This is a genomic window from Spirosoma jeollabukense (assembly GCF_054777855.1).
The window spans coordinates 106,185-121,510 of sequence record NZ_BAAHAD010000007.1 but is presented as its reverse complement, the minus strand read 5'-3'; the positions used below and the strand labels follow the sequence as shown (position 1 = coordinate 121,510).

Annotated in this window: 15 protein-coding genes and 1 pseudogene; 9 read left to right on the top strand and 7 right to left on the bottom strand. The window is 46.0% G+C overall.

Annotated elements, in window-relative coordinates:
- The first annotated feature begins 127 nt into the window (after positions 1 to 127).
- The 6 genes from rpmH (at position 128) to ACYVEA_RS23245 (ending at position 5,195) form a co-directional block, all read left to right on the top strand.
- A complete protein-coding gene (gene rpmH / locus ACYVEA_RS23270) occupies positions 128 to 295 on the top strand; it encodes a 50S ribosomal protein L34 (RefSeq protein ID WP_046576258.1) in 168 nt (55 codons plus the stop codon).
- A 75-nt stretch (positions 296 to 370) separates the two neighbouring features.
- A complete protein-coding gene (locus ACYVEA_RS23265) occupies positions 371 to 760 on the top strand; it encodes a ribonuclease P protein component (RefSeq protein ID WP_461115832.1) in 390 nt (129 codons plus the stop codon).
- Positions 761 to 862: 102 nt separating this feature from the next.
- On the top strand, positions 863 to 2,521 hold the full coding sequence (locus tag ACYVEA_RS23260; RefSeq protein ID WP_461115831.1) for a S41 family peptidase: 1,659 nt from the start codon (positions 863 to 865) through the stop codon (positions 2,519 to 2,521).
- An 87-nt stretch (positions 2,522 to 2,608) separates the two neighbouring features.
- The gene (gene tsaB, locus ACYVEA_RS23255) at positions 2,609 to 3,298 is read left to right on the top strand and encodes a tRNA (adenosine(37)-N6)-threonylcarbamoyltransferase complex dimerization subunit type 1 TsaB (protein WP_461115830.1); all 690 of its coding nucleotides are present in this window, start codon (positions 2,609 to 2,611) and stop codon (positions 3,296 to 3,298) included.
- A 90-nt stretch (positions 3,299 to 3,388) separates the two neighbouring features.
- Entirely contained in the window at positions 3,389 to 4,165 is a 777-nt protein-coding gene (locus ACYVEA_RS23250) for a type III pantothenate kinase (protein ID WP_461115829.1), read from the top strand.
- Positions 4,166 to 4,511: 346 nt separating this feature from the next.
- Positions 4,512 to 5,195, top strand: a complete 684-nt coding sequence (locus ACYVEA_RS23245; protein WP_461115828.1) for a hypothetical protein — start codon at positions 4,512 to 4,514, stop codon at positions 5,193 to 5,195.
- Between the two features lie 6 nt (positions 5,196 to 5,201).
- Here ACYVEA_RS23245 and ACYVEA_RS23240 read toward each other — a convergent pair whose 3' ends face one another.
- Both ACYVEA_RS23240 and ACYVEA_RS23235 read right to left on the bottom strand, forming a co-directional pair.
- Positions 5,202 to 5,396 (bottom strand): type II toxin-antitoxin system antitoxin, encoded by a 195-nt coding sequence (locus tag ACYVEA_RS23240; RefSeq protein WP_461115827.1) that lies wholly within the window; start codon positions 5,394 to 5,396, stop codon positions 5,202 to 5,204.
- 81 nt (positions 5,397 to 5,477) lie between these two features.
- Complete coding sequence (locus ACYVEA_RS23235; protein ID WP_461115826.1) at positions 5,478 to 6,329, bottom strand: SPFH domain-containing protein; 852 nt, start codon at positions 6,327 to 6,329, stop codon at positions 5,478 to 5,480.
- A 210-nt stretch (positions 6,330 to 6,539) separates the two neighbouring features.
- Here ACYVEA_RS23235 and lysS point away from each other — a divergent pair, with 210 nt between their 5' ends.
- Positions 6,540 to 8,291 carry a lysine--tRNA ligase gene (lysS, locus tag ACYVEA_RS23230; RefSeq protein ID WP_461115825.1) on the top strand — a complete coding sequence of 584 codons (1,752 nt, stop codon included), beginning with the start codon at positions 6,540 to 6,542 and terminating at the stop codon, positions 8,289 to 8,291.
- A 45-nt stretch (positions 8,292 to 8,336) separates the two neighbouring features.
- Here the strand turns inward: lysS and ACYVEA_RS23225 are convergent, their stop codons facing one another.
- Both ACYVEA_RS23225 and ACYVEA_RS23220 read right to left on the bottom strand, forming a co-directional pair.
- A complete protein-coding gene (locus ACYVEA_RS23225; RefSeq protein WP_461115824.1) occupies positions 8,337 to 8,765 on the bottom strand; it encodes a hypothetical protein in 429 nt (142 codons plus the stop codon).
- A 119-nt stretch (positions 8,766 to 8,884) separates the two neighbouring features.
- Complete coding sequence (locus tag ACYVEA_RS23220) at positions 8,885 to 9,091, bottom strand: cold-shock protein (RefSeq protein WP_012930831.1); 207 nt, start codon at positions 9,089 to 9,091, stop codon at positions 8,885 to 8,887.
- 340 nt (positions 9,092 to 9,431) lie between these two features.
- Between ACYVEA_RS23220 and ACYVEA_RS23215 the strand changes: the two genes are divergently transcribed.
- The gene (locus ACYVEA_RS23215; RefSeq protein ID WP_461115823.1) at positions 9,432 to 9,653 is read left to right on the top strand and encodes a PspC domain-containing protein; all 222 of its coding nucleotides are present in this window, start codon (positions 9,432 to 9,434) and stop codon (positions 9,651 to 9,653) included.
- Positions 9,654 to 9,720: 67 nt separating this feature from the next.
- On the opposite strand, the gene ACYVEA_RS23210 is transcribed toward ACYVEA_RS23215, so the two are convergent.
- The 3 genes from ACYVEA_RS23210 to ACYVEA_RS23200 all read right to left on the bottom strand — a co-directional run bounded on the left by ACYVEA_RS23210 (position 9,721) and on the right by ACYVEA_RS23200 (position 13,611).
- Entirely contained in the window at positions 9,721 to 10,758 is a 1,038-nt protein-coding gene (locus ACYVEA_RS23210) for a glycosyltransferase family 2 protein (protein WP_461115822.1), read from the bottom strand.
- Between the two features lie 87 nt (positions 10,759 to 10,845).
- The gene (locus ACYVEA_RS23205) at positions 10,846 to 11,178 is read right to left on the bottom strand and encodes a YbaB/EbfC family nucleoid-associated protein (RefSeq protein WP_093828054.1); all 333 of its coding nucleotides are present in this window, start codon (positions 11,176 to 11,178) and stop codon (positions 10,846 to 10,848) included.
- Between the two features lie 1,218 nt (positions 11,179 to 12,396).
- Positions 12,397 to 13,611: a T9SS type A sorting domain-containing protein gene (locus ACYVEA_RS23200; protein ID WP_461115821.1), complete on the bottom strand. Its 1,215-nt coding sequence runs from the start codon at positions 13,609 to 13,611 to the stop codon at positions 12,397 to 12,399.
- 300 nt (positions 13,612 to 13,911) lie between these two features.
- On the opposite strand from ACYVEA_RS23200, the pseudogene ACYVEA_RS23195 reads away from it, so the two are divergent.
- Positions 13,912 to 15,263 (top strand): annotated as a pseudogene (locus tag ACYVEA_RS23195) (DUF7149 domain-containing protein); the annotation flags it as partial.
- Between the last annotated feature and the right edge of the window lie 63 nt (positions 15,264 to 15,326).

Here is a 15,326-nt window from a genome sequence, read left to right as displayed (position 1 = left end):
AAACGTCTCTACAAAAGTAACGTCCAATAGATCAATTCGTTTTTATAAACTTACGCTTGGTAAACTGTAGTCATTCTGCTATCTTTGCGGACTCATTTGGAAAATACAGGTTTAGGAAAGATATATCATGAAAAGAACGTACCAACCATCGAATCGGAAGCGGAAAAACAAACACGGCTTCCGCGAGCGGATGGCCAGTGCCAATGGCCGTCAGGTTTTGGCCCGCCGTCGTGCCAAAGGTCGCCACAAATTGACCGTCTCGGACGAGAAAAAAGGCGAACGCTTTAAAATCTAGTCGATAGTCAATAGTGGTCAGTCGTTAGTTAATAGTGCCACTGACACGTAAACAGCTATTGATTCCCATTACTTTATGCCGCAAACCTTCCCGAAATCCGAACGGCTTTGCAGTAAAAAAATTCTGGGTGAATTATTTAAAAAAGGTAGTATGTCTGTCGGGACGTTCTACCTTTTTCCGTTTCGGACACTATATATGCGTGCGTCCGCATCCGAGCCAGCAGTCGAATCGGCACTGCCAGCCATTGTCATCACCGTTCCCAAACGAACCTTCAAACGCGCCGTTGACCGCAACCTCATCCGCAGGCGAGTACGGGAAGCGTATCGACTAAATAAGCATCTTTTCGACAAGGAAACGACCTATCCTCCCTACATTGCTTTTCTTTATACCGCCAAACAAATAATTTCGTTTGAAGAGATAGAAAAAGGTATGAAATTAGCTATACAAAAAGTCGTCAGTCGATAGTTATTAGTCAATCGTGGACTCAAAAAGGCACCCTGACTATCAACTGCCAGCTATCGACTCCTTGACTAACGATCGCACCGGCGACCCGGTATCAACTCACTTATGCGCTTCTCTAAACGTTTTACCCTGTTAGCTTCGTCGGCCCTCGTAGCGGGTGGCATTGGTTTCTTTTCCTTTAAGACCGACGATCGCTTTTTTGAGATTGCCCGCAACCTCGACATCTACGCTACGTTGTTCAAAGAGTTGAATCTCTACTACGTCGATGAAGTGAACCCCAACCGCATGGTGAAAACCAGCATCGACGCGATGCTGAAAGCCCTTGATCCGTACACGAACTTTTTCGCCGAAGACGAAATAGAGGACTACATGACCATGACCACCGGCCGCTACAACGGCATCGGTGCGCTGATTGGCCAGCGGCTGGGCAAGAGCATCGTGCTCATGATTTATGAAGGAACACCGGCCGAAAAATCGGGATTGCAAATCGGGGATGAGGTCGTAAAGATTGACGGCGTAGCGCTGAAAAGCCTTAAAGACGCTGATCCGGGAAAACTATTAAAAGGCCAGAACAATACGGCCGTAAAACTGACGGTTCAGCGATTTGGGCAGAAAGATCCGGTGGAGCTTAGCGTGCTACGTGACGTAGTGAAGATGACCAACGTGCCTTATTACGGGATGGTCTCCGATGACGTTGGCTATATCGATCTTAAAGATTTTACGGCTACGGCCTCTCGGGAAGTACGTAGCGCCTTTCAGGAATTGAAAGGGAAAGGAATGAAGAAACTCATTCTCGACGTGCGCGAAAACCCCGGTGGCTTGCTCAATATGGCTATTGATATCTCCAATATTTTTATCCCGAAAGATTCTGAAGTTGTAACGACAAAAGGGAAAGTAACCGAGTGGAACAAGACCTACACGGCGCTAAATCCATCGCTTGATCTTGACATTCCGATTGTTGTCCTGACGAACAGCCACAGCGCATCGGCGGCAGAGATCGTGTCGGGCGTGATTCAGGATTACGACCGGGGTGTTTTGATTGGCCAGCGTACGTATGGCAAAGGCCTGGTGCAGACCACCCGTGAGCTGTCGTTCAATACGAAACTGAAAATTACAACGGCCAAGTATTACATACCCAGCGGGCGTTGCATTCAGGCGATTGACTACAGCCACCGCAATCCCGACGGAAGCGTTGGTAAGATTCCCGATTCGCTGAAAACGGCCTTTAAAACCAAAGCGGGCCGGGTCGTCTATGATGGGGGTGGCGTTCTGCCCGACGTAGTGGTTGAAGCCCAGACGCCTACGCCCATTGCGCTAAGCCTGAACAACAAGGGACTACTTTTTGATTATGCCGTTAAATACCGCCACGAACACGCCAGCATCAAACCCGCCCGCGAATTCCATCTGACTGATGCCGAATATCAGGATTTCACCAAGTGGGTCGCTGACAAAGACTACGATTACACGACGCAGGTGGAAAAAGACCTTGGTACGCTCGAAGCCTCAGCTAAGAAAGAAAAATATTTCGACCAGATTCAGGATCAGCTGAAGTCGCTCAAAACGAAAATGTCGCACAGCAAAGATGCGGACCTGAATACCTTCAAGACGGAGATCAAGACGCTGCTGGAGCAGGAAATAGCCGGGCACTATTATTTACAGAAGGGCCTCAAAGAAGCTTCATTTGCTACGGACCCCGAAATGAAAGCCGCTCTCAACCTCTTTAAGGACATGAATAGGTACAGTACAATTTTAAAAAGTAAATGATGAGTTATGACCGGGTCGCCGGAGCGATGATGAATGATAAATGATTTCCTACTGAGCATCATTTATCATTCATCATTCATCCTTAATATGCTTATTCTCTCCCTCGATACGTCTACTACAGTTTGTTCGGTTGCGCTCCACAAGGATGGGGTTTTGCTGGGTTGCCACGAGCTTTATACAGAACGTACTTCGGCAGCTATGCTTACGACGCTGATTAGCAATGTAGTGCAGCAAACGGGCCACGAATTGAGCCAGTTAGATGCCGTAGCCGTAGCCAAAGGGCCGGGTTCCTATACGGGTCTGCGCATTGGTGTTTCAACAGCAAAAGGACTTTGTTTTGCGCTGGACAAACCGTTGCTGGCTATTAACACGCTGGCCGCACTGGCCGCACAAGTCGGGTCGTATTTCCCGGCTGATTCTGTTCTTTGCCCAATGATCGATGCGCGACGGATGGAAGTTTATTGCGCACTGTATACAACTGAAGGGGAGGAGATCAAACCTACCTGGGCGCAAATCATCGACGATAGCTCATTCAACGAGTGGCTGACCCAAAGCCCGGTTGTATTCTTTGGCGATGGAGCCGCCAAATGCCGGGCCCTACTTGGAAAACAGGCTAATGCTATATTTCCAAATGTGAACGTAGTGCCTTCTGCCCGGACAGTTGGTCAATTAGCCACGCATTCATTTTCGGAAAGTCGGTTTGAAAATCTGGCCACTTTCGAACCGTTCTACCTCAAAGATTTCATGACAACGCAGCCGAAGAAGGCGGTACTTTAGGGTGAATACATGCCTATCGTTTGACAACTACGCGGGAATCTGCCATTTTTCTCCTTATTTCGCCCCGACAACTGTCTATTTCCCGTTCCTGTGCAGATTATAGTTGATATTGGTAATACCGACGCTGTTTTCGGACTTTACGATCAAACCACCTGGAAACACATCTGGCGTACACCATCCCGGCTCGATGAAACCGCTGACTCTTATGAGCGTCGACTACGGCTCTGGCTGCTGGAAGCCAGTGTTCCCTTGAGTGCTGTCAGAACCACCGTCATCAGCAGCGTTGTTCCTGGACTAGCGCCCATTATGCGGGCCATGCTAGCTGAATTATTTGGTTTTGAACCCGTGGTGACCGGGCCGGAAATTTATCCAATATTACCAATTGAGATTCTTCGCCCGCATGAAATTGGGGCCGATCTTGTCGCTAATGCACTGGCGGCTTATACGCGCTACCATCGCAACTGCGTCGTCGTGGATTTTGGAACGGCGCTTACCTTTACAACGGTATCGGGCGAGGGAAAAATGTTGGGTGTAGCCATTGCACCGGGTCTGAAAACGGCCATTCGGTCGCTGTTTGCGAATACAGCCCAATTACCCGAAGTGCCTATTGAAGTACCCGTGTCTGCACTTGGTACCAGTACAACGCTGGCGATCCAGGCTGGCGTTATTCTCGGCTATGAGGGTTTAGTACGTTCTTTACTTGATCGCATTCGAGCCGAACTTCAGGGCGATTGCCTTGCCGTAGCTACGGGTGGACTGTCGGGCCGAATCCCATCACTACGCAACGCCTTCACCGACGTTGTTCCTTCCCTGACTCTCGAGGGCATACGACTTATTGGTGATCTGGTCACCGCATCGACTAAATAACCTTATTGGTTAATTTGATAACGCTTGAAGCGCCCTAATTAGGGCGCTTTTTTTGTACTATATTAATAGGCGTAAAAAATATTAATTTATTCCAGACCATAAAGTCAAAAGTTTACGGCTGCTTTTTTTTAACAAAGAATATAGAAATAGAACATTACCAATTTTTTCCTTTATCAGTTCTATCCTATCTATACATAATTAAATAATCAAAAATAGGATTATTTATCCCCTGATAATAAGGCGTTTATCTATTCATTAACTTGCTCTAAGTGGCCTGACTCAACAGTGTTCAGTAAGAGGAAAGAGTCGCCGAAAAATCATATTTATCAACGTATCATCAACAATTATGAAAACTCTTTATAAACGTACACTAATCACTATACTTGTATTATTTTGTGTTTTTTCCGCTCAAGCTTCACCTGAGAAAGAAGTCTGGCATACGGGCCATATAACGCTCTGGGATAAAACGGTTTTGGAAGGAAACCTATCCTATAACTGGCTGGCGGAGATGGTCATGTTTCGTCAGTCAGATGGGCGTTTATACACGCTCTCAGCGAATCAGGTTGTTCAGTTTGGCTGGTTCGATTATAGTCTACACAAAAATAGGGACTTTAGATCGTTGTCGGGTTCTCCAACTAAAAATCATGACAACCGTACGTTTTTCGAGGTATGGATGGATGGTCCACTGACTGTCGTTCGGCGACTAAGACGACCGCATGGTTTATTTAAACGAGCATTTGGGCACCCATCAAATTACGCCGATCAGCCTATTATGGCGCAGAGTACCGATCTTTTTGACTACTATGTACAGGATGCGGGTCAGTTGATGGCGTTGGATCGGTTTTACCTGGAAATTTACCAACCGCTAATGATGACTTATGATCGTGAGCTGCAGGCATATGTGCAGCAGCACAATATCAATACCCGTACCCTTTTAGGGCGCCTGGTGCTCATCGATCAGTATAATTCTTTGGTGCATAAAGATACTGGAACGGCTTCTGCCAGAGAGTCTGTTCCCTCACAGGAATAAGTTGTGCTACGTATCGGATTGGGGAGTCGGTTCATCATCAGCTATAGGCTGACTCTGCTTTTTCCGTTTTCGGAGCGCATCGTTGAGCAGGTATTCGATCTGCCCATTCACACTCCTGAATTCTTCCTGTGCCCAACGCTCCAGCTCTTTTAGTATTTCCGGTTGAATCCGTAAGACAAATGCTTTTTTTTCTGTAGCCATAAAAGGGAGAAAGAGGAGGGAAGGGAAAAAAGGGAGAAGGATGACAAGCTAGTCAGATTTTTCCCTTCTCCCTCTCTCCTGTTAATTATACAAAGTTCCCGCATTTACGACTGGGCTAACGGATTTTTCGCCACATAAAACAACAAGCAGGTTGCTTACCATAGCGGCTTTACGTTCTTCATCTAACGAAATTACACCATTTTTTTCCAGGCGTTCCAGCGCCATCTCCACCATCCCAACAGCTCCCTCCACAATCAAACGACGAGCGGCTATCATGGCTGATGCCTGCTGGCGTTGTAGCATGGCCCCCGCAATTTCGGAGGAATACGCCAAATGGCTGACACGGGCTTCAATAATATCAACGCCAGCTCGTTCGAGACGCTCGTTGAGTTCCTTTTCAAGAAATTCGTTGATCTGGCCCGTGCTGTCGCGCAGGGTTACCGACGAGGTTTCATCTTCCATATGGTCATACGCATATGAGTTGGCTAATTTCCGCACGGCCGCTTCGGATTGAATCTGCACGAAATTAACGTAATTGTCAACTTCGAATAAGGCTTTGGCGGCATCGCTCACCTGCCAGACGACAACGGCGGCAATCTCTACCGGATTGCCCATTTTATCATTTACTTTCAGCGTCTGCCCATTTAGGTTACGAGCGCGTAGACTGATTTTCGTTTTGCTATACAGTGGGTTCACCCACCGCAATCCCGTTTCTTTAATGGTGCCGACATAGTCGCCAAAGAACGTAGCATTCATCCCTTCTTTTGGATAAATAACAACGATACCTTTCAGCAGAAAAACACCGATCAAACTTAACAGTATGGCCAGTAGTGCCCCATTATAGGTAGCAGCCAATGCCGCCACACCAAAACAGACCAGGGCGCCTATGACAAAAATATAACCCGAAACAGACGTAAGTTTTTTCTCCTGCATGACGGTAAAGAGTAAGGTGAAAATGTGATATCGTTTTAATATCACAATGATACGAATGATTTTCTTTGCCTCATCAAAAAATAGAAGAGCGGTTGTCTGATTACAGCAATGGCATATTCGGCCTTATACCAGTAAACGCCAATCCTTTTCACTATTTTTGCCCACTCAAATACCTGGTCAACGTACTGACTGACCAACGATCTGACTGACATGCTGAGTGAACAAGAAATAAATCGCCGACAAAAACGCGAAGAGTTAATCGGGATGGGCATTGATCCCTATCCAGCCGCATTATTTGACGTAACAACCACCATCGCCGACATTCGAGCTGCTTTTGGTAGTGATGTTGAGCCAGAAATGGATCTCTCTGGCGACGAGCGCTGGGGCGATGTTCAACTGGCCGGGCGGCTTATGGTGTTCCGCATTAGCGGCAGTGCTTCGTTTGCCGAAATTCAGGATGCGACTGGTCGTATGCAGTTTTACTTTCGGCGTGATGATCTCTGCCCCGGCGACGATAAAACCCTGTATAACACCGTTTTCAAGAAGCTACTGGACATTGGCGACATCATTGGCGTTCGTGGTCATGTGTTCTCCACCAAGACCGGTGAATTGTCTGTTTACGTGAAGGAATTCAAAATCCTGAACAAATCACTACGTCCTCTTCCGGTAGTGAAGGAGGTGGTGAATGAAAAAGGCGAAAAAGAGACCTATGACGCGTTTACCGATCCTGAACAACGCTATCGCCAGCGCTACGTAGACCTGATCGTGAATCCGCAGGTGCGTGAGGTATTCATAAAACGTACGAAGCTGGTCAACTCAATCCGGCAGTTTTTGAGCGCGAAAGGCTACCTGGAAGTCGAAACGCCCATCTTGCAACCCATTCACGGTGGCGCCACCGCGCGACCGTTCCGCACCCACCACAACTCGCTCGACATGACGCTCTACATGCGGATTGCCAACGAGTTATACCTGAAGCGCCTGATTGTAGGCGGCTATGATGGCGTATTTGAGTTCGCTAAGGACTTCCGAAATGAGGGCATGGACCGGACGCACAATCCGGAATTTACGCAGGTGGAATTCTACGTTGCCTACAAAGATTACCTCTGGATGATGGATACTATCGAGGAGATGGTGGAGAAAGTGGCGCTGGACGTAGCCGGAACGACTAAAGTGACGGTTGGCGAAAATGTCATCGACTTCAAACGACCCTGGAAACGACTGACTATGTTCGAAGCCATTGAGGAATATACAGGCGTTGACGTATCGGAAATGGACGAGGATGCCCTTCGGCAGGTAGCCGAAAATAGAGGGATTAAAGTAGACAGCACGATGGGCAAGTCGAAGCTGATTGATGAGCTGTTCGGCGATGCCTGCGAACCTAACCTGATTCAACCAACGTTCATCACCGACTACCCCGTTGAGATGTCGCCATTGACCAAAAAGCACCGTAGTAAACCCGGTTTGGTGGAGCGATTTGAAGCGATTTGTAATGGAAAGGAAATTGCAAATGCGTACTCTGAGCTAAATGATCCACTCGATCAGCGGGAACGTTTTGAAGAGCAACTTCGCTTAGCCGAACGGGGCGACGAAGAAGCCATGGCGCTGGATGAAGATTTTCTGCGGGCGCTCGAATACGGTATGCCGCCAACGGCAGGCGTGGGTCTGGGCATTGACCGTCTGGCGATGATTATGACCAACCAGCCGTCGATCCAGGACGTATTGTTTTTCCCACAAATGCGGCCCGAAAAGAAAGTGGAGCAGTCGGACGAAAGTGATTTCGTGGCCGCGGGCGTTCCGGCCGAGTGGGTTCCTGCCGTGCAGAAACTGGGCTTTTTGACGGTTGATCAGCTGAGTACGGCCAACCCAAACAAACTCTTCAACGACCTTGGGGGCGTTCGAAAGAAATTGAAGCTAGAGGCTAAAATGCCAACTCTTGACGATGTTAAAGGTTGGATAGGATAACAAGCACGAGTCATAGAATGCAAGAGATTAGTTGCATTCTATGACTTATTTGATACGTTGGAACGTATAACCAGGCCCATCGTACGCAATACCACCGTCCAAAACCAGCTCACGGGAGCATATTCGTACTATTGGGTTTCGAACGTACCAATTTTCTCCTGTTGGTTCTGCATCCGTTTTGAGGACTAAATTACCTTGCACATCGGCTATCTGATACGTATTGGTTGCCGTTGGTGTATCATCTTTATTAATAGAGACCTGACCGGTATCAGAAAACTTCAACACCACGTTATCTACCGTTGGGTTAGGAATCATACTCGTAACACGCACTAATTTCCAGTCACCCACGATCCATTTGCGGGCCTGGTCGGCATCTTTGGTATACTCAGTGTTAGCATTGCAGGTAGATGTGATTTCCTTTTTGTTGCAGGTCATTAGCAAACCTGTCAGGAGCATGAATATCAACGTTTTCATAGTATGTTACCTTGTTTCTACGGATGATCCAACAACTGATTTGCCGGTTGGAAAGCAACAAAGAAAAACCCCGCCTGATACCGGGCGGGGTTTCAATGTCACATATAGACGTAGGAGAGTTAGTAATCTGAGTCTATTTTTTTCACCTTTACAGCGTTAAGTCCTTTTTTGCCGTCAACCACTTCAAACTGCACCCGGTCTTTCTCTCGAATGGTAATTCCGTTCAGGCCGGTGATGTGGACGAAGATGTCCCGATTGGTATCGTCTTCAACTATGAATCCGTAACCTTTGCTTTCGTTAAAAAATTTTACTACACCTGTTTGCATAAAACGTAATCAATTAAACAATTAAACATACAAAGGGTCAGTTACTAACAAAGATCACGAAACAACTACCAGAGCATCAGAGAACACAAGAAATTAGTTGAAAATCATCGAACTTTGTTAAGCGTAACGTAGCAAATGACGCATAGTGCCCGTTAACGCCGTTACAACACAAAGAAAACAAAAATGTTCTGACTTCAGATAGATTGACGATACTTTTTAGCTATTTTCACTATGTTTATACTGGTTTTCTGTGTAAACGGCAAACAATCTACTACACATATTAGTTAGTGACCCTCAGATAGGTTCAATTTACATCCATACGCTTCGCAAACTAAACGGCATGAATAAGATCAGATATTTCGTTGAAAGTCAGGCCTTTGGCGTCTGCTCGCGATTAGGGGAGAAGATGAATATCTCAGCCAGCAGTATTCGGTTGTATTTTATCTATACGTCGTTTCTAACACTCGGTTCGCCCGTTATTTTATACCTTATCCTTGCCTTCTGGATGGAAATGAACAAACACCTGCGTCGGCATGCTCATCCAACCATCTGGGAATTATGAGATAGTATAGGATATAGGACGTATGATGTATTTCCTAACGCACGTTGTATACTGATTCCCAACCGCATCATGCCTCTGTATCATATATTTCCTCGAACGTCTTTTTCCCTTCTGCAAAATACTGCCACACAATACTACGCGGAAACAGCCTGACCTCGGTCGTTTGTTGCTGCTGTAAGCGCTTCCGTTCCCGGTGAAGGGTAGGCAGACGCTTATAAAATGCGAAGTGTGCTCGTAAAATTGCCCCCACATCGCTCCACTCACCAACTTTCAGAAAGAGGAGGGAGGAAAGGCCGTCCAGAACCAGTCGAAGCAGTATTTTAGGCCACAACCAGCCATCGGCGGGCCAGTTTTTGTAGAGCATGAACAGACTATTCCGGTAATTTAAGTACGTCTTCTTGGGATTGGACTTGTGTAACGTGCCTCCGCCAACGTGAAACACTGTCGACTGACCGCATACCCACACCTCATAGCCAAGCCGCTGAATGCGCCAGCACCAGTCAATTTCCTCCATATGTGCAAAAAATGACGCGTCGAAGCCGCCAGTCTGGTGGAATACGTCGGCACGCATGAACAGGCAGGCACCCGTTGCCCAGAATATCTGTCGACTGTCGTCATATTGCCCATGGTCGGTTTCGAACGTAGCGAAAACTCGTCCCCGGCAGAAGATATACCCCAGCCAGTCGACAAATCCTCCCGCTGCGCCCGCATGTTCCAGCAATTCCCGCTGGTCATACGACCGGATTTTGGGCTGGCAGGCAGCAATCTTCGGATTATTGGACAGCAACGTCAACACGGGTGAAAGCCAGCCCGGTGTCACTTCAATGTCGGAGTTGGGCAGAACGTAGTAAGTAGCTCCTCCATATTCAGTTCGGACACGCTCGAGTGCCATATTGTACCCACCTGCGTAGCCATCATTGTAAGGAAGCTCAATAAGACGAACTTCGGGAAAATTAGCCCGTACAAATGAAACAGATGAATCCGTAGACGCACCATCCGCTACGTAAACCGGATGCCCATCGGTATTGGCCAGCACCGTAGGCAGAAATTTGGCCAGAAACGGTTGCCCGTTGTAATTCAGTATAACTATAGCAAGCGTATCCACACAACGAATTTGACGTTTGTAGTTTGACGTTACGACAGGTACGGGTAGCGCGTACGACAAACTATAAACGACAAACTTACAAACTATTTATTGCATCAGCCCGTCCAGATTCAAACCGGGAATGTTAGGCAACAACCCTTCGGTAGCCTGACGGAGGTGTTCACGAGACTTTGTTTCAATATTCGACATCGCTTTATTGGTAGCCGCTACAATCAGGTCCTGTAGCATTTCACGGTCGTCCGGCCGAATTAAATCCGGGTCAATCTCAATTTTCAATACATTTTTCAGACCGTTGACTGTCACTTTAACCAGGCCTGCACCCGACTCACCCGTTTCCGAAATGGTGCTGAGTGTTTCCTGGGCATCTTTCATTCGGGATTGAACTTCCTTCATTTTCCCGAACATGTCCATCATATTCATAGCGCGAAAGTAAACGAAACCTTTGTTTCGCATTTAGTTGAATAACAATTAGTTAGCTTTTTTTCGAACCGTCGTTTTCGAGGGATTCGCCAAATACTTCAGTATGGTTTCAGTACGAATTTAGTTCAGGGCCTTGGGGACCTGTTGGTCATCGTCGGTTGTTTCGGTTGGTATTTGCCAACGTTCGCAACCGAAATTACCCATATCTAAGCGGCTCTGATTCATCCGGGAACTGTATCGTTGGGTTGCACTGATAGCAGTATGACTAGCGAATCCTGCAACGTTTTTATTTATTTATCCTGTTGATTCCATTTAACGTTCTGCCAAGCTATGACGAGCTGTGTACAGGGGTATGTTTTCACTAATGCCAGGCATAGCCGCAACCTTTTTTAGTAACCTGTCACAGTCATCAACTTGCGGACTGGATCGGTTCCTCAAGTTCTAGCTACATATAGTTACGGTACTTGTATTTGAGAAACGGAAAAATGAATTGATCTGTTTCTTTTCTCTGACAATAATCCAGCAGGATGCTGTGAACAGGTTTCTGTAGTGAACTACTGTCGATAGGTTAGGTTTGTGGCATTCGTAAAGGACCCACCAGGGCTGGGTGGTATCCTGACCATCAACCATTTCCCAAGCCTTCTGCTACTGGCCGACATGAGTCGCGATCAGGTCACCTCCACTAAGGTCTAGAACTCCTGACAATAGACCTATATTTTACAAAACTGTTCGAATGAATCAATGCTCTTTAAGTTCCTCAGCTTTTAGTGGGCATTACCTGTTATCGGTTCACTTCGAATTCATTAAGCCGAACGATTTCCAGCTCGGTTTACTCCTTTGTTTTAGTAAAGTCCGATAAAGCAAAAAGGCTAATCAGTTGATTTTGAGTAATTAAACTCTAATCCTGATTAGCCTTTATTCATTAATTGTGCTCCCGAAGGGACTTGAATATTTATTGTAACTTACTGTATATCAGGGTACAATTTAAGGAATAGTTAGTTGGTTGACGGAATAGTTGACGGATTGTCTAACATACGAAACTATTTATTGATCAGTTGACGGTCTGGTTGATAGAGATTGTAACTTTACCGTTCTATCGAGCGGCCTTTACGGGTCACTTGGTTTGGTCAGAGCCGAGCGGGTGGTTCCCTCGGCTCATTGGGTCGGGTGGGTGGTTCCCCCGACCCGTTTTTTGTAAGACTACAAGTTTTCGGGATATCACTTGACTAGTATACGGTAGTTGCGAGTTTGGCCCCGTTCTTTAACCGTCACTATGTATAAACCAGTTGAGGTGCATTCTGCTAAAGCCAGTAGCAGGCTCTGTGGTCCTATGTCCGTTTTCGTGTAAGGTATTGAATGACCATCACTATTAGTGATATGAATAGCTGCCGTTGTGGGTTCGTCCAACTGGATTACAAACGTACCTTGGTCGGTAATAGGATTCGGTGTTACTGAATAGGGACTATCCCGCAATATGACAGAACTAGAAGGATAGGTTTTGCGCTGGCCATTTGAATCAATCTGAGTTAATCGATAATAACTAGTACCTGTATAGGGCGTTGTATCAGTGAAATAATAATCATTAATTGTTTGATTCACTAATTCCGTCTTACCAACTTCAGCTACTCTTTCAAACAGAAGTAAGTCCTTGCTACGCTCAATAAGAAATCCTTGGTTGTTTATCTCGTTCTGGGTTCTCCAAACTAATTCAATTTGTTGAGCGGCATTTGGTCTGGCTGTGAAAGAGATTAAATCAACCGACAATGGTTTTGGTGCAATCGTAATTGTAAACGTATCAGCTACCGAATAGGCAGCGTTAAAGGCATTTAGTTTAGTAACTACAACGGCTACCGGATAAACACCCGTCTGATTGGGAACACCATTAATAAAGGCATAGCCAGGAGGTGTGCTCCTCGCACTATTAAAAACTAAGCCGGGAGGTAGGTTGTAAGCTTCATAACTGAATAAGGCTCGGTAGTCATAACCATTATCATTAGAACCAAAATAATCTCCAACATTAATGGCAGTGCTAGTCGTTGACTCAGTTAATGTAATGTCTGGTATAGGACTTTTTAAGAAAGGGCTGTAATACCTGTTATTCGATGCGCAATAGGCTTGTATATCTATGCTGTAAGTAGCCGTAACTCCACTCTGAGTGGCTTGAATGATAATTGGGTTGCCGGGACTGTTTCGCCAGGCTTCATCTACAACACCTGTACTACTCGTAGGTGAGGAAAGGGTAACGCCCGTTGCTGAATAAGTAATAGTTGTCCCATCTCCCCCAACTGTATTGAAGGCAATAAATCCATTGCTACAAAGATAAGTAGGCTGAACAGGGATGAGAGCCGTTTGTGCATATAAGGGACACGATAAGGACAGGGAAACATACAACAGAATCCCAGAGATCGCCCTTGTTAAATAGCTGTTTATCATGGCCATATGTTTTTTTTTATGAAATGCAGTAGACTAACTAATCTACTGGCTAGTATCACTAATTAGTAAAAAGGTAGAATATCGTTTTGTCCATTATTTGTTCTCACCAACTTATTATCTAGATATGAAAATCAAGAATACCCCACCCCCTGAATTTTGACACCGATTTTTCTTGCCTAGGCTAGCGGTTGTGGCGACCCTGATTTTGATGATTTTACCTACCCCTCCCTACTGTTACACTCGTTCATTTGTTTGGTTGTCTTACGGTGCGTTACTTGCTCTTCCTAACGCTCAAATGCAATGCACCTTAACATCCTCACTCCTTCCGAATCTCTTGAAAAAACGTATCGTCTTCAATCGGCTACCCGTGAACAGATTGAGCTATTTAAAACGCACTTCGTCAAACTTTTAGGACATATCAACGAAAAGGAGAGCGAGGAAAACGTAAAAGATCATTTGATGGACTTTCTCAAAGAGGTCTATTACAAAGACGCCCACGTAGTAGCACCAAAAGGAAAAACCGATTTTGTCATTCACTTAGGCAAAGACGCCACTACGCAGGCGGGCGTATTATTTGAGGTCAAACGACCGGCCAATAAAGGCGAAATGATTACCCGCCAAAACCTCAACACTAAAGCCTTTCACGAACTCCTACTATACTATTTTCAGGAACGGCAACGATCTAAAAACAGCGACATTCGGCACTGCGTCATTACCAACGTGTATGAATGGTTCATCTTTGACGCGGCTCTGATTGATCGGCTATTTTTTCGGAACGCTCATTTAACCAAAGAGTATAAAGCCTGGGAGTCCGGCCAAAAGGTAAGCAGAAACAATGACCTGTTCTACAACGAAATTGTCAAGCCCTTTCTAGTTGACCTACCCGACGAAATACCCTTTACTTATTTCGACCTACGAGACTTTCAGAAAATTGTCTCGGATGAGGATAAGGCCAACGATAAAGCCTTACTGTCTCTCTACAAGATTCTGTCACCTACGCATCTGCTGAAGTTGCCAGCCGCTACCGATAGTAACCGGCTGAATCCTAAATTTTACGGGGAACTCTTACACCTTATTGGATTGGAAGAGGTCAAAGAAGGCGGTAAAAAAGTCATTCGTCGGAAAGAAGCGGGCAAACGGGATGAGGGGTCACTACTGGAAAACACCATTGTTCAACTGTATACCGCCAATAAGCTATATCACCTACACGACCGGGCACAATACGGAGCCACCAACGATGAGCAACTGTTTAGCGTAGCGCTGGAGCTGTGTATTACATGGGTAAACCGGATTCTTTTCTTAAACTGCTGGAATCGCAGGTTATCAAATACCAGAACGGCAACCTAGACTATGCCTTTTTAAACCGCGAAACGATTGCCGACTTTGACGAACTCTATAAGCTCTTCTTTCGGGTGTTGGCTAAAAGACCGTCTGAACGGCAAACGTCCATTCAAATCAAATTTGGCCGGGTCCCTTATCTGAATAGTTCGCTGTTTGAAATTACCGACTTAGAAGACGCTACGATCAATATAAACAGCCTGGAAGACGGTCTAAAGCTGCCGATACTACCTAAGAGCGTCCTCAACGATAACCCCTCATACAAGAGTAATAAAGACCTCAATACGCTCTCCTATCTATTTGCCTTTCTGGACGCCTATGATTTTGCATCTGAAAGTCGGGATGAGATACAGGAAAAAAACCGGACGCTCATTAAT